Raw genomic sequence first — 14,482 nt, 5'->3', positions numbered from 1 at the left:
GGCACCCCCTGCAGGTGTTCGCGTGTGCGGCACGTCAGATCATTGAACTGGAACGTGACCCAGACCACACCCGCTTCCCGGAATCCTCCCGGAATGTCCGGTGGGGGCGAGGGGGCTCAGGTGCTGACGACCATGACGACCATCGCGATCACGAAGAGCACGAAGAAGATCCCGCACCCCCAGAACGTCGCCTTCAGCATCCGCCCCTCGCGCACCGCCTGCCGCTCGATGCGCGCGTGCGCCTGCGGGTCCGGCGCCCAGCCGGGGCCGCGGAGCTCCTCCCAGGCGGTCCGGATCACGGCGATCTCGCGCTCGACGTCGACGTGGTTGTCGTCCACGTACATCAGCTGGACCCGGCGCCCCTCGGCGTCGTAGGCGTACGAGACGAGGGTGGGCTGGTTCTGCCCCATGGCGGCGCTCGGATTGCGCACGGCCCGGATCTCCTGGATGTCCTCCCAGGCCAGCCGCCTGCTCCCGGTGAAGCGGCGGACCCGGATGCCCTTGAGGTCGGCGGAGGTCGCACAGCGCTTGGACGCCCAGACCAGCCAGCCGAAGAGCAGCACCACCAGGGCGATGATCACCAGCTTCACCGAGCCGGGGACGTCGTCCAGGTTCAGCGTGGACAGGGCGATGCCGGGCAGCCCCACCCCGACGGCGACGTAAACGGCGGTCATCTGCTGGGCCCGGATCCGGTAGTCGCGCGGCAGCAGCTCGGCGCTCATGGCACCCCTCCCCCGATGGCGGACGGCCAGTGTAGGGAGTAACTCCCGCACCGAATAGGGGAGTTGCCGCCATCGGTGGGGAACCCGATAAATAGGTTGAGGCCCTCGGGGCGGCGGCCTAGGCTCTGCCGTACACGAGAAGGGAGGTGGTTCCCGAAATGTACGGAAACCGGACGCGTGAGGTGGCTGCGGGCTAAGGGCCCGTCGTCAGCAACGCACCCAGTGCGGTGCCCGGCGGAAGCTAGCCGCCCGGTGCCAATCCCAAGCAGTCACCCGACCCGCGGGCTCGCCGGCACGTCCGGCCGGCTCCTCTCACTGCAGGAGAGGAACCCGAGCCCGCGGGTCGCCTGCTTTCCCGCGGCCCCTCAGGGCCAGGGGCGCCCTTCTTACGGGCACAGGCGCTCGATCCGCCACTTCTCCCCGTCGAGTACGTACCGCAGCCGGTCGTGCAGCCGGTTCTCGTGCCCCTGCCAGAACTCCAGCGCGTCGGGCACCACCCGCAGCCCGCCCCACTCCGGCGGCACCGGCACCTGCTCGCCCTCGGGGTAGCGCTCCGCCAGCTCCGCGTAACGGCGGTCCAGCTCGGCGCGCGAGCCGATCACCCGGGACTGCTCGCTCGCCCAGGCGCCCAGCTGGGAGCCGTGCGGCCGGGAGCGGAAGTAGGCGGCCGTCTCGTCCCGGCCGACCCGGGCCGCCCGGCCCGTCACGATCACCTGGCGGGCGATCGGATGCCAGGGGAAGAGGAGCGAGACGTACGGGTTCTCCTCGATCTCGCGCGCCTTGCGGGATCCGTAGTTGGTGAAGAACACGAAGCCCCGCGAGTCGAACCGCTTCAGCAGGACGGTGCGGGAGCTGGGCCGGCCGTCGGCGGTCGCGGTCGAGACGACCATCGCGTTCGGCTCGAAGAGGTCCGAGTCGGCGGCCTGCTGGAACCAGCGGGCGAACTGCGCCATCGGGTCCCCGGCGAGACCCGCCTCCTCGACGATCTCGGAGCGGTACTGCTCGCGCATGGCGGCGGGGTCAATGTCCTGATCGGTCACACCGCCATCCTGCCGCAGTAACCCGGCGGCCGGTGTGCCGTATGTCACGCTTCCGAAGGCCGGGTGGAACGGACAAAATCTTGGGGCCGGTCCGAGGGTCCCCGCACGGATGACCATCGGCCGTGCCGGGCATCAACGGTGATGACCGCGCCGGACCGCGAATCACGCCGGGAACCGCGCGTGTTCGCACTATCTGAGGGAGCCGCCGCATGTCCGACTTCGTACCCGGACTCGAAGGGGTCGTCGCGTTCGAGACGGAGATCGCCGAGCCCGACAAGGAAGGCGGATCGCTCCGCTACCGGGGTGTGGACATCGAAGACCTCGTGGGCCACGTCTCCTTCGGGAACGTCTGGGGCCTGCTGGTCGACGGTGCCTTCAACCCGGGTCTGCCGGCCGCCGAACCCTTCCCGATCCCGGTCCACTCCGGCGACATCCGCGTCGACGTGCAGTCCGCGCTCGCCATGCTCGCCCCCGTGTGGGGCCTGAAACCGCTCCTCGACATCGACGAGCGCACCGCCCGCGACGACCTCGCGCGGGCCGCCGTCATGGCCCTCTCGTACGTCGCCCAGTCCGCCCGCGGCCAGGGCCTGCCGATGGTGCCGCAGCGGGAGATCGACAAGGCCGAGTCCGTCGTCGAGCGGTTCATGATCCGCTGGCGGGGCGAGCCCGACCCCAAGCACGTCAAGGCCGTCGACGCCTACTGGACCTCGGCCGCCGAGCACGGCATGAACGCCTCCACCTTCACCGCCCGCGTCATCGCCTCCACCGGCGCCGACGTCGCCGCGGCCCTGTCGGGCGCCGTCGGCGCCATGTCCGGGCCGCTGCACGGCGGGGCGCCCTCGCGCGTCCTCGGCATGATCGAGGAGATCGAGCGCACCGGCGACGCCGTGGCCTACGTGAAGAAGGCCCTCGACAAGGGCGAGCGGCTCATGGGCTTCGGGCACCGCGTCTACCGCGCCGAGGACCCGCGCGCCCGCGTCCTTCGCCGCACCGCCAAGGAGCTCGACGCCCCCCGCTACGAGGTGGCCGCCGCGCTGGAGAAGGCCGCGCTGGAGGAGCTGCACGCGCGCCGCCCCGACCGGGTGCTCGCCACGAACGTGGAGTTCTGGGCCGCGATCATGCTGGACTTCGCGGAGGTCCCGGCGCACATGTTCACGTCCATGTTCAGCTGCGCCCGTACGGCCGGCTGGTCCGCGCACATCCTGGAGCAGAAGCGCACGGGCCGCCTGGTCCGCCCGTCCGCCCGCTACACGGGCCCGGGCCGGCGCGACCCGCGCGACATCGAGGGCTACGCGGATATCGCGTCCACGGCCTGACGGTCCGCCCGCCCCGAGGGCGCCGCACCCCCTCGCCGGGGTGCGGCGCCCTTCGCGTTCCTCAGCCCAGGGCGGCGTCGAGGATCCTCGACCACTGGGCGACGACCCGCTCCCGGCGGGCCGTGTCATCGGTCAGGACGTTCGCCAGGCCCAGGCCCCGGGCCATGTCGAGGAGGCCCTGCACGGTCTCCCGCACGCCCGCCGCCGACTCGTCCGCGCCCAGCAGCTCGACCGCGATGCGGTGGGTCTCCCGGCCCACCCTGGCCTCCAGCTCCGTCACCTGCGGACGCAGCTGCTCCTCGTTGGAGGCGGCCACCCACAGTTGGAGCGCGGCCCGGAACAGCGCCCCGGTGTAGAGGTCGACCAGTGCCTCGACCACCGCCGGCCGGGGGGCGGGGGCGGCCTGGAAGAGCTCCCGCAGGGCGGTGGAGCGTTCCTCGGCGACGTACTCGACGGCGGCCGTGAACAGTGCCTCCCGGGTCGGGAAGTGGTGCTGGGCCGCGCCCCGCGAGACCCCGGCGCGCTCGGCGACCACGGCGACGGTGGAACCCGCCCAGCCGTGCTCGGCCAGGCAGGAGACGGCCGCCTCCAGGAGGTGGCGGCGGGTGACGCGGCTGCGCGCCTGCTTGGGGACGGCGCCGGTGCCGGGGCGGGGGGCTGCCTGGGGGGCGGCTTGAGAGGCACCGGGGGCGGTGTCGGGGGCGGCTCGGGGGGCGGCTTGGGGGGCGGTGCCCGCTCCGGTCAGCGCACCCATGACGGGTCCCGGCGCTCGAAGCGGGCGGTGATGCCCTCGCGGGCCTCGGCGGAGGCGAAGAGCCGCGCGGAGAGTTCCGTCAGGCGGGCGCCGTCGCGGTCCAGGGCCTCCCGTACGCCGGCGGCCACCATCGCCTTGGTCTCCGCCAGTGCCTGCGGGGAGGCCTTGCGCAGTCCGTCGAGGACGGGCGCGAGGGCGGTGTCGGGGTCGCCGTCGGTGTGGAGGGTGAGCAGCCCTATCCGGGTGGCCTCGGCGGCGTCGAAGGGTTCCGCGGTCAGGAAGTAGCGGGAGGCCGCGCGGGGGTCGAGGCGGGGCAGCAGGGTCATCGAGATCACGGCGGGCGCGAGGCCGAGGTGGGTTTCGGTGAAGGCGAACGAGGACCCCGGCCCGGCGGCGGCGATGTCGCAGGCGCCGAGCAGGCCGAGGCCGCCCGCGCGGACGTGGCCGGTGACCCGGGCGACGACCGGCTTGGGGAGCGTGGTGAGCTCGCGCAGCAGGGCGAGGAAGTCGGCCGGGTCGCAGGGGGACTTCAGGTCGGCGCCGGCGCAGAAGGTGTTCCCGGTGTGGGTGAGGACCACGGCGCGGGTGCCGGAGTCCTCGCCCGCGCCGGCGATCGCGGCCCGCAGCTCGCCGACGAGCTGCGCGGAGAGCGCGTTGCGGTTGGCCGGGGAGTCGAGGGTGAGGGTGGTGATGCCGGTCGCCCGGGCGGCGTGCACGAGTGGGGCCATGTCTCCTCCGGAGGGGTCTGTTGACGGGGCGCCGGCCCCTCCGGGGAGGGTACGCGGCGCCCCCGCCCGCCCCGGCCCCCGATCCGCCCGCCCCCCTCCCGGTCAGGGCAGGCACGGCACCGGGTTCACCCGGTCGGGGCGGCTGGAGTCCGGGCCCGTCGGCGATCGGGGCGCGGGGTCCGGGGCGGAGCCCCGGGGAACGGGCGAAGGGCGGGGCGGGGAGCGGCTCCGCGCAGCGGCGGATCAGTAGGACTTGGGGAGCCCCAACGTCTGGTGGCTGACGAAGTTGAGGATCATCTCCCGGCTGACCGGCGCGATCCGGGCGACCCGGGCCGCCGTGATCAGGGAGGCCAGCCCGTACTCACGGGTGAGCCCGTTCCCGCCGAGGGTGTGCACGGCCTGGTCCACCGCCCGCACGCACGCCTCCCCCGCCGCGTACTTCGCCATGTTCGCCGCCTCCCCGGCCCCCATGTCGTCCCCGGCGTCGTACAGCCGGGCGGCCTTCTGCATCATCAGCCGCGCCAGCTCCAGTTCGATGTGCGCGGCCGCCAGCGGGTGCGCGACGGCCTGGTGGGCGCCGATCGGCTCCTGCCACACCTGCCGGGTGCGGGCGTAGTCCACGGCCCGGCCCAGCGCGTACCGGCCCATCCCGATGGCGAAGGCCGCCGTCATGATCCGCTCGGGGTTGAGGCCGGCGAAGAGCTGGAGCAGGCCCGCGTCCTCGTCGCCGACGAGCGCCTCGGCGGGGAGCCGGACCTCGTCCAGGACGAGTTCGAACTGCTTCTCCGCCGCCTGGAGCTCCATGTCGATCACCGAGCGGGTGAAGCCGGGGGTCTCGCGCGGGACGATGAACAGGCAGGGCTTGAGCCGGCCGGTGCGGGCGTCCTCGGTGCGGCCGACGATCAGTGTGGCGTCGGCGATGTCCACTCCGGAGATGAAGACCTTGCGGCCGGTGAGGACCCAGGAGCCGCCGTCGCGGCGGGCGGTGGTGGTGATGCGGTGGGAGTTGGAGCCGGCGTCGGGTTCGGTGATCCCGAAGGCCATGGTGCGGCTGCCGTCCGCGAGGCCGGGCAGCCAGGCCCGCTTCTGGGCCTCGGTGCCGAAGCGGGCGATGACCGTGCCGCAGATGGCCGGCGAGACGACCATCATCAGCAGCGGGCAGCCGGCGGCGCCCAGTTCCTCCAGGACGATGGAGAGTTCGGCGATGCCGCCGCCCCCGCCCCCGTACTCCTCGGGCAGGTTGACCCCGAGGTAGCCGAGCTTGGCGGCGTCGGCCCACAGCTCGTCGGGGTGGCCGCCCTCGCGGGCGAGGCGGGCGAGGTAGTCGCGGCCGTAGCGCCGTCCGAGGGCGGCGACGGCGGTGCGCAGGGCCTGGTGTTCTTCGGTTTCGGTGGCGGCGGGGCTCATGACGGCGTTTCCTCCTGGACTACGGCGAGCAGGGCGCCGAACTCGACCTGTTGGCCGGTGGCGGCGTGGAGCGCGGTGAGCGTGCCGGAGGCGGGGGCGAGGATGCGGTGCTCCATCTTCATGGCCTCCAGCCAGAGCAGGGGCTGCCCGGCGGTGACGGCGGTGCCGGGGGCGAGGCCCTCGGCGACGCGGACGACGGTTCCGGGCATGGGGGCGAGCAGGGAGCCCGGTTCGGTGCGGTCCTGGGGATCGGGGAACCGGGGGACGGGGGTCAGGGTGTGGGAGCCGAGCGCGGAGTCCACGTAGACGGTGTTCGATTCGTGTTTCACGTGGAACATCCGCCGGACCCCGTCGACTTCGAGGGTGACGAGCTCCGGTGCGGCGGCCAGGACGCGTACGCCGGGCCGGTCGACGGGGTGGTGGCGGACCTCGTGCTCGGTGCCGGCGACGGTGTAGCGGCGGGTCTGCGGCTGGGAGCGGAGGTTGCGCCAGCCGCCCAGCCGGGCGGCGAGCGGGGCGCCGGGGGCCGGTGCGGCTTCGGCGAGGGCGGCGGCGAGGCAGGCGAGGGCGGGGTCGGGCGCGCCTTCGGTGAGGGCTTCGAGGTGGCGGTCGTAGAAGCCGGTGTCGATCCGGGCGGCGGTGAACTCCGGGTGGCGCAGGGAGCGGACGAGGAGGTCGCGGTTGGTGACCGGGCCGTGGATACGGGCGCGGGAGAGGGCGTCGGCGAGGACGCGGACGGCTTCGGCGCGGGTGGGCGCGTGGGCGATGACCTTGGCGAGCATGGGGTCGTAGTGGACGGAGACGCTGTCGCCGTCGGTGAACCCGGTGTCGACGCGGACGTGTTCCGGGACGGAGAGGGTGTGCAGGACGCCGGTCTGCGGGCGCCAGTCGAGGGCGGGGTCCTCCGCGTACAGCCGGGCCTCGACGGCGTGGCCGGAGGGCTCGGGCGGGGCCGGCGGGAGGGGTTCTCCCTCGGCGACGCGGAGCTGGAGGGCGACGAGGTCGAGGCCGAAGACGGCTTCGGTGACGGGGTGTTCCACCTGGAGGCGGGTGTTCATCTCCAGGAAGTAGGGGCGGCCGTCGGCGCCGACGAGGAACTCGACGGTGCCCGCGCCCCGGTAGGACACCGCCCGGGCGGCGGCCACGGCGGCGGCGTGCAGGCGGGTCCGGAGCTCCTCGGGGAGGTCGGGGGCCGGGGCCTCCTCGATGACCTTCTGGTGGCGGCGCTGGAGGGAGCAGTCGCGGGTGCCCAGGGCCCAGACGGTGCCGTGGGCGTCGGCGAGGACCTGGACCTCGACGTGGCGGCCGCGTTCCACGTACGGCTCGGCGAAGACCTCGCCGTCGCCGAACGCGGAGAGGGCCTCGGCCGCGGCCGCGTCCAGGGACTCCTTGAGGGAGTCCAGGTCGCGTACGACGCGCATCCCCCGGCCGCCTCCGCCCGCCGCGGCCTTCAGCAGCAGGGGCAGGTCCGCGGCGGTGGCGGTGGCGGGGTCGACGGGTTCCAGCAGCGGCACCCCGGCGGCCCGCATGAGGTCCTTGGCCCGGGTCTTGGAGGCCATGGCCTCGATGGCCTCCGGCGGCGGGCCGATCCAGGCCAGCCCCGCGGCCTCGACCCGGCGGGCGAAGTCCGCGTTCTCGGAGAGGAATCCGTACCCGGGGTGGACGGCGTCCGCGCCCGCCGCGCGGGCCGCCTCGACGATCAGGCCGGCGCGCAGGTAGGTGTCCGCGGGGGCGGCCCCGGGCAGCCGGACGGCGGTGTCGGCCGAGCGGACGTGCAGGGCGTCGGCGTCGGGGTCGGAGTGGACGGCGACCGTGGCCAGGCCGAGGGCGCGGGCCGTGCGGAAGATCCGTACGGCGATCTCGCCCCGGTTGGCGACGAGGAGGGAGGTGATCGGGTTCGTCATGGGCGGGCTCACATCCGGAAGACGCCGAAGCCGCCACGGGCGCCCTCGACGGGGGCGTTGTGGACGGCCGACAGGCACAGGCCGAGGACGGTTCGGGTGTCGCGCGGGTCGATGACGCCGTCGTCGTAGAGCCGCCCGGACAGGAACATGGGCAGGGACTCGGACTCGATCTGCGCCTCGACGAAGGCCCGCATCCCGGCGTCGGCCTCCTCGTCGTACGGCTGCCCCTTGGCGGCGGCGGACTGCCGGGCCACGATCGAGAGCACGCCCGCCAGCTGCTGCGGGCCCATGACGGCGGACTTGGCGCTGGGCCAGGCGAAGAGGAACCGGGGCTCGTAGGCGCGGCCGCACATGCCGTAGTGCCCGGCGCCGTAGCTGGCTCCGATGAGGACGGACAGGTGCGGGACCCGGGAGTTGGACACCGCATTGATCATCATCGAGCCGTGTTTGACGATGCCGCCCTGCTCGTACTCCTTGCCGACCATGTAGCCGGTGGTGTTGTGGAGGAAGAGCAGCGGGATGTCGCGCTGGTTGGCGAGCTGGATGAACTGGGCGGCCTTCTGCGACTCGGCGCTGAACAGGACGCCCTGGGCGTTGGCGAGGATGCCGACGGGATACCCGTGCAGGCTGGCCCAGCCGGTGACGAGGCTGGGCCCGTAGAGGGGCTTGAACTCGTCAAAGTCGGAGGCGTCGACGATGCGGGCGATGACCTCGCGGGGGTCGAAGGGGGTCTTCAGGTCCGGCGGGACGATCCCGAGGAGCTCCTCCGCGTCGTACAGCGGCTCCTGGGCGCGCGGCGGTTCGGGGTACGGCTTGCGGTGGTTGAGCCGGGCCACGATGCGGCGGGCCTGGCGGATGGCGTCGTACTCGTCGAGGGCGTAGTGGTCGGCGAGGCCGGAGACGCGGGCGTGCATGTCGGCGCCGCCGAGCGATTCGTCGTCGCTCTCCTCGCCGGTGGCCATCTTGACGAGGGGCGGACCGCCCAGGAACACCTTGGAACGGTCCTTGATCATGACGGTGTGGTCGGACATCCCCGGGATGTAGGCGCCGCCCGCGGTGGAGTTGCCGAAGACGACGGCGACGGTGGGGATGCCGGCGGCGGACAGCCGGGTGAGGTCGCGGAAGATCGCCCCGCCCGGGATGAAGATCTCCTTCTGGGAGGGCAGGTCGGCGCCGCCGGACTCGACGAGGCTGATGCAGGGGAGCCGGTTGCGCAGGGCGATCTCGTTGGCGCGCAGGGCCTTCCTGAGGGTCCACGGGTTGCTGGCACCGCCGCGCACGGTGGGGTCGTTGGCGGTGATCAGGCACTCGACGCCCTCGACGGTGCCGATGCCGGTGACCATCGAGGCGCCGACGGGGTGGTCGCTGCCCCAGGCGGCGAGCGGGGACAGTTCGAGGAACGGGGTGTCGGGGTCGAGGAGCAGCTCGACCCGTTCGCGGGGCAGCAGCTTGCCGCGGCCGCGGTGGCGGGCGGTGTACTTCTCCCCGCCGCCGGCGAGGGCCTTGGCGTGTTCGGCGTGCAGCGCGTCGAGCCGTTCGAGCGCGGCGGTACGGGCCTGCGCGTGCTCGGGGGCGAGCGGGTCGACGGCGGTGGCGAGACGGGTCATGGGCGGATCCCCTCGGGGGCGGGTGACGTACGGTCGGCCGCTCCGGCGCGAGCGGCGGGGCCCTCGGGGGCGGGTGGCGCCTCGGGAGCGGAGCGGCCCTCGGGAGTGGAGCGGCCCTCCGGGGCGGGTGGCAGGAGGTGCGTCGGGATGTCCACGTGGCGGGCCCGGAGCCATTCGCCGAGGGCCTTGGCCTGCGGGTCGAACCGGTGGCCGGAGGCGACGCCGGCGCCGAGGATCCCCGCGACGGTGAAGTTCAGGGCCCGGAGCCGGGGCAGCTCGTGGCGGACGACGGCGAGGGGCGCGGTCTCGGGGAGCAGGACCCGGAGGGCCTCGACGGTGAGGGTCTCGCGCAGCCACTCCCAGGCGGCGTCGCCCTCGACCCAGACCCCGATGTTGGCGTCACCCCCCTTGTCCCCGGACCGCGCCCCGGCCACCAGCCCGAGGGGGGCACGGGTGGTGGGGCCGGCGGCTCCGCCCCCGGACGGGGTCCGGGGCGGAGCCCCGGTTCCGGGAAGGGGCGGGGTGGGGGAAACCAGGTCAGCGGCCAGGTCAGCGGCCCCGCCGCCCGCCCGGGCCCCGGCCGGCGGGACCGCCACCCGGGTCCCGTCCGGGAGGACCGCCATGTGCGGGACGGCGTCCGCCGGGACCAGGGCCGACGTGAACACCCCGTACGGCTGGGCCGGCCCCGGCGGGCTCGTGACGTGGAAGCCCGGGTAGCTCGACAGGGCCAGCTCGACCGCCGCGCCCGTCAGGCCGCGTCCCACCCGGTCCGGCGACGGGTCGCGGACCACCAGCCGCAGCAGGGCGCTCGCCGCCTCCTCCGTGTCCGCGTCCGCGTGATCGGTGCGGGCCAGCGTCCAGGCCACGCCCTCCACCCCCGCCAGCGCGTCCGCGAGCTGCTCGCGCACCAGCGCCGCCTTCGCCTCGACGTCCAGGCCCGTCAGGACGAAGACGACCTCGTTGCGCCAGCCCCCGACCCTCGTCACCCCCACCTTGAGGGTGTCCGGCGGCGGCTCCCCCACGGTCCCGCTGATCCGGACCCGGTCCTCGCCGTCCGGGGTCAGACGCACCGTGTCCAGGCGGGCCGTGACGTCGGGGCCGAGGTAGCGGGCGCCCTGGGTCTCGTACAGGAGCTGCGCGGTGACCGTGCCCGGGGAGACGAGCCCGCCGGTGCCGGGGTGCTTGGTGACGACCGCCGAGCCGTCCTCGGAGACCTCCGCCAGCGGGAAGCCCGGCCGGCGTACGTCGTGGCCGGTGAAGAAGGCGTAGTTCCCGCCGGTGGCCTGCGTCCCGCACTCCAGGACGTGCCCCGCGACCACCGCCCCCGCCAGCCGGTCGTACTCCTCGGGCCCCCAGTCGAACCACCACGCGGCCGGCCCGCTCACCAGCGCCGCGTCGGTGACCCGGCCGGTGACCACCACGTCCGCGCCCGCCCGCAGGCAGGCGGTGATCCCGGCTCCGCCGAGGTACGCGTTGGCGGTCAGCGCCCCCTCCCACGCCGCCGGCCCCGCCCCCGCCGCCGTCTGCCCGTGCCCCATCAGGTCGTCGCCCTCGACGTGCCCCATCAGGTCGTCGCCCTCGACGTGCCGCATCAGGTCGTCGCCCTCGACGTGCGCGACGCGGACGGGCACCCCCACCTTGCCCGCCAGCGCGCGCACCGCGTCCGCCAGTCCGGCCGGGTTCAGCCCGCCGGCGTTGGTGACGATCCGCACGCCCCGCTCGTGCGCCAGCCCGAGCCCCTCCTCCAGCTGCCTCAGGAAGGTCTTGGCGTAGCCCAGGTCCGGGTTCTTCAGCCGGTCGCGGCCGAGGATCAGCATGGTCAGCTCGGCCAGGTAGTCGCCGGTGAGCACGTCGAGCGGGCCGCCGGTCAGCATCTCGCGGACCGCGCCCAGCCGGTCGCCGTAGAAGCCCGAGGCGTTGCCGATGCGCAGCGGACGGCGGCCGCTCACCGCTCGCCCCGCGGCTCGCGGCCCGGGCCGGCGGGGCCGGCGAAGGCCTGCGCCACGTCCAGCCAGCGGTCGGCGTCGGCGCCCTCGGCGGTGAGGGCGAGGTCGGCGCGGTGGGCGCGCTGGGTGACCAGCAGGCAGAAGTCCAGCGCGGGCCCGGTGACCCGCTGCCCGGCGTCCTCGGGCCCGTACGCCCACACCCCGGCCCCGTCGGGGGCCGTCAGCTCCACCCGGAACTCCCCGTCCGGCACGGCCAGTCCGCGCACGGCGTACGCGTAGTCCCGCGCCCGCACCCCGATCCGCGCGACGTGCCGCAGCCGGGCGGTCGGGGCGCGGCGCACACCGAGCGCGTCGGCGACGTCCTGGCCGTGGGCCCAGGTCTCCATCAGCCGGGCGCTGGCCATCGAGGCGGCCTTCATCGGGGGCCCGTACCAGGGGAACCGGGCGTCGGGGGAGGCCGCGGCCAGAGCCCGGTCCAGCGCCTCCCGCCCGGCCCGCCACCGCGCGAGCAGCTCGGCGGGCGCCAGCCGGGCGCCCTCCTCGGCGCCCTCGTCGACGAAGGAGTCCGGGGCCTTGAGGGCCGCCTCCACCTCCCGCGCGAAGCCCTCGGCATCGGTGAGGGCGAGCAGCGCGGCCCGGTCCGTCCAGTGCAGGTGCGCGATCTGATGGGCGATGCCCCACCCCTCGGCGGGCGTCGGCCGCGCCCACTCGGGCTCGGCCAACCCCCCTACGAGGGAGTCGAGTTCACGGCCCTCCTCGCGGAGATCGGCGAAGACGGCGACGACGGACGGCTCGGGCACGGCGTGCTCCCCTCTCGGCGTGAGGGGAAGCCTGGCAGCCGTCCGAGAAACAATCAAGCATGCTTGCATGATTTTCATTCCGCCCCGACCGATTCCCGCCACCGGCCAACCCCGCTCCACCGCAGGCCACTTGAGCCCGCCGACCGCTTCCCCGAAGCCCACGGCACCGACGCCGCCCGCCACCCCCACGGGCGATTCCGGCCGTCCCCCGCAAGCCCCCGGGCACACCCCGCGCGCCGCGCCGATACTGAGTGCGCCGCCCGTACCACCGGAGCACAAGCGGCGCATGCGCCTCTCTCCCACTCCCCCCCACGTCCGAACACGTCCCCACCCGTCCATGCCACTCGACGACGAGACGATGAGGATGATCCGACGTGCACCCTGCCGCCCACTCCCTCCACCCCGAACTCGACGCGACCGCCCTCACCGCCTTCGCCACCGCCCTCGAAACCGGTGAGACCGACGGCCTGCCGCCCGCACGGGCCGCCGAGGTCGGGGCCGTGCGGGCCGCCGCCGTCTTCAGCCGGGGCAAGGTGACCGGCGCCGACGGGGACCTCCTCGACGCCGCCCTCTGGCGGCACACCGGATCCGCGGCGCGGCCGGTGGTCGTGATGCCCGCGCCGTGGACGGACCTGGGCTGGCCCGCGTACGCCGTCCAGGCCTCCCGGTTCGCGCTGCGCGGCTACGACGTCCTCGCCTACAGCCCGCGCGGGTTCGCCGCCTCCGAGGGCCAGTCCGACCTCGCCGGACCGCTCGACGTCACCGACGGCCGGCACGCCCTGGACCACCTGCTGGAACGCGCCGCCGGACCCGTCAGCCGGATCGGCCTCCTCGGCGTCTCCTACGGCGCCGGGATCGCCCAGCTCGTCGCCGCGCACGACGCCCGGGTGGACGCGGTGGCGGCCCTCAGCGGCTGGGCCGACCTCGGGGAGGTGCTCGGCGAGAACGCCACGCGCCGCACCGCCGCCGTCCACGCCCTGCTCACCGCCTCCCCGCGGGCCCGGCTCGGCCGGCCGGCGGAGCGCGCGCTGGAGGACGTACTCGCCCACCGGGACGGCCGGGAGACCCGCGCGTGGGCGGAGCGGCGCTCACCCTTCACGTACGTCAAGGAGCTGGTCCGGCGGCGGGTGCCGGTGTTCTGCGCGCACGCCTGGCACGAGACCCTCTTCCCCGCCGGGCAGGTGCTGCGGATGTTCCAGGAACTCACCGGCCCCAAGCGGATCGACCTCTCCATCGGCGACCACGGCGGTCCCGAGTCCAGCGGCCTGCCCGGACTGCCCAACCGGGTGTGGACGGACGCCCACCGCTGGTTCGACCGCCACCTCCTCGGCCTCGACAACGGCGTCGACGCGGAGGGGGAGGTCCTCTGCGAGGTGATGTGGAGCCGGACCCTGGAGCCCTCCCCCACCTGGCCGCCCCCCACCCGCCTCACCCGCCGCCTCTACCTCACCGGCACCGGCGAACTGACGGCCGAGCCCGACCCCGGCTGGGCGGCGGGCGTCGTGTGCGGGGTCGAGACCCCGGTGACCGTCGCCGACGCGGTCGCCCGCTCCGGGGACGCCGAGCTGGCCGGCCGGCCCCGGCACCACCCGGCCGCCGCCGCGATGGACCGCACCGCCGCCGCCGTGTGGACCGCCGCCCCGGCGGCGGACACCACCCGCCTGCGCGGCACCCCGCGCCTGCGGGTCACCTACCGGGCGGCGAACTCCGGCTCCACCTTCGTGGCCTACCTCCTCGACCTCGCCCCCGACGGCTCGGCCCGCCTGATCACCCACGCCCCGTTCAGCGACCTGCACTCCCCGCCGGACAGCCTGATCACCGCGGACATCACCCTCCACCCGACGGCGTACGACCTCCCCCCGGGCCACCGCCCGATGCTGGCCCTCACCCCCCGAGACCCCTTCTACGCGGACGCCAACCTCCCCCGCGCCACCCTGTCGTTCACCTCACCGGAGCCGACGCCGTCGTACGTGGAGCTGCCGGTGGGGTGAGGGTGTACGGGGCGCGGCGGGGGCCGGCCATCTCCCCCGCGAGGCGCCGGGGGCCGGGCGGTGGCTGCCCACCCGCCCGGGCGGGGGTGGGGGCTGGGCGGGGGTGGCACGGTGCGGCGGGGCCGGGGGAGGGCGGGGCCTCGGCGGGGCGGTCTCAGGGAGGGCTGGGGGTTTCCCGCCAGTCTCATCGTCCTTCCGCGTCGGGCCGCCCTGTCAAGGGCGCTCCTTCGTCGCGTCGCTTCGCGATCGCCTGCGGCGACCCTTGAC

The 14,482-nt window shown here is 74.8% G+C and carries 11 protein-coding genes; 2 read left to right on the top strand and 9 right to left on the bottom strand.

Features of this window, described 5'->3' with window-relative positions; all coding sequences use genetic code 11:
* Positions 1-116: 116 nt before the first annotated feature.
* Together AB0O29_RS16885 and pdxH are read right to left on the bottom strand one after the other, a co-directional pair.
* Positions 117-722 carry a PH domain-containing protein gene (locus AB0O29_RS16885; RefSeq protein WP_365152301.1) on the bottom strand — a complete coding sequence of 202 codons (606 nt, stop codon included), beginning with the start codon at positions 720-722 and terminating at the stop codon, positions 117-119.
* Positions 723-1,108: 386 nt separating this feature from the next.
* The gene (pdxH, locus tag AB0O29_RS16880) at positions 1,109-1,732 is read right to left on the bottom strand and encodes a pyridoxamine 5'-phosphate oxidase (RefSeq protein ID WP_365152355.1); all 624 of its coding nucleotides are present in this window, start codon (positions 1,730-1,732) and stop codon (positions 1,109-1,111) included.
* A 239-nt stretch (positions 1,733-1,971) separates the two neighbouring features.
* Here pdxH and AB0O29_RS16875 point away from each other — a divergent pair, with 239 nt between their 5' ends.
* Positions 1,972-3,078 (top strand): citrate synthase 2, encoded by a 1,107-nt coding sequence (locus AB0O29_RS16875; protein WP_365152300.1) that lies wholly within the window; start codon positions 1,972-1,974, stop codon positions 3,076-3,078.
* A 61-nt stretch (positions 3,079-3,139) separates the two neighbouring features.
* Here AB0O29_RS16875 and AB0O29_RS16870 read toward each other — a convergent pair whose 3' ends face one another.
* From AB0O29_RS16870 to AB0O29_RS16840, 7 genes are all read right to left on the bottom strand, one after another.
* Entirely contained in the window at positions 3,140-3,832 is a 693-nt protein-coding gene (locus AB0O29_RS16870; protein WP_365152298.1) for a TetR/AcrR family transcriptional regulator, read from the bottom strand.
* The gene (locus tag AB0O29_RS16865) at positions 3,820-4,560 is read right to left on the bottom strand and encodes an enoyl-CoA hydratase family protein (protein WP_365152296.1); all 741 of its coding nucleotides are present in this window, start codon (positions 4,558-4,560) and stop codon (positions 3,820-3,822) included. The genes AB0O29_RS16870 and AB0O29_RS16865 overlap by 13 nt, the downstream gene beginning before the upstream one ends.
* 243 nt (positions 4,561-4,803) lie before the next feature.
* On the bottom strand, positions 4,804-5,967 hold the full coding sequence (locus AB0O29_RS16860; RefSeq protein ID WP_365152294.1) for an acyl-CoA dehydrogenase: 1,164 nt from the start codon (positions 5,965-5,967) through the stop codon (positions 4,804-4,806).
* Positions 5,964-7,871, bottom strand: coding sequence for a biotin carboxylase N-terminal domain-containing protein (locus AB0O29_RS16855; protein WP_365152292.1), 1,908 nt, complete (start codon positions 7,869-7,871; stop codon positions 5,964-5,966). The genes AB0O29_RS16860 and AB0O29_RS16855 overlap by 4 nt, the downstream gene beginning before the upstream one ends.
* An 8-nt stretch (positions 7,872-7,879) precedes the next feature.
* Positions 7,880-9,478, bottom strand: a complete 1,599-nt coding sequence (locus AB0O29_RS16850; protein ID WP_365152290.1) for a carboxyl transferase domain-containing protein — start codon at positions 9,476-9,478, stop codon at positions 7,880-7,882.
* Positions 9,475-11,427, bottom strand: a complete 1,953-nt coding sequence (locus AB0O29_RS16845; RefSeq protein ID WP_365152288.1) for an acyclic terpene utilization AtuA family protein — start codon at positions 11,425-11,427, stop codon at positions 9,475-9,477. The genes AB0O29_RS16850 and AB0O29_RS16845 overlap by 4 nt, the downstream gene beginning before the upstream one ends.
* Positions 11,424-12,224: a TIGR03084 family metal-binding protein gene (locus AB0O29_RS16840; RefSeq protein ID WP_365152286.1), complete on the bottom strand. Its 801-nt coding sequence runs from the start codon at positions 12,222-12,224 to the stop codon at positions 11,424-11,426. The genes AB0O29_RS16845 and AB0O29_RS16840 overlap by 4 nt, the downstream gene beginning before the upstream one ends.
* Positions 12,225-12,598: 374 nt before the next feature.
* On the opposite strand from AB0O29_RS16840, the gene AB0O29_RS16835 reads away from it, so the two are divergent.
* Complete coding sequence (locus AB0O29_RS16835) at positions 12,599-14,215, top strand: CocE/NonD family hydrolase (protein ID WP_365152283.1); 1,617 nt, start codon at positions 12,599-12,601, stop codon at positions 14,213-14,215.
* Positions 14,216-14,482 lie beyond the last annotated feature (267 nt).

It is taken from the genome of Streptomyces sp. NPDC089915, from assembly GCF_040684675.1.
GTDB lineage: Bacteria > Actinomycetota > Actinomycetes > Streptomycetales > Streptomycetaceae > Streptomyces.
The sequence above is the reverse complement of the archived record's forward strand: the minus strand, read 5'-3'. Positions and strand labels throughout refer to the sequence as shown.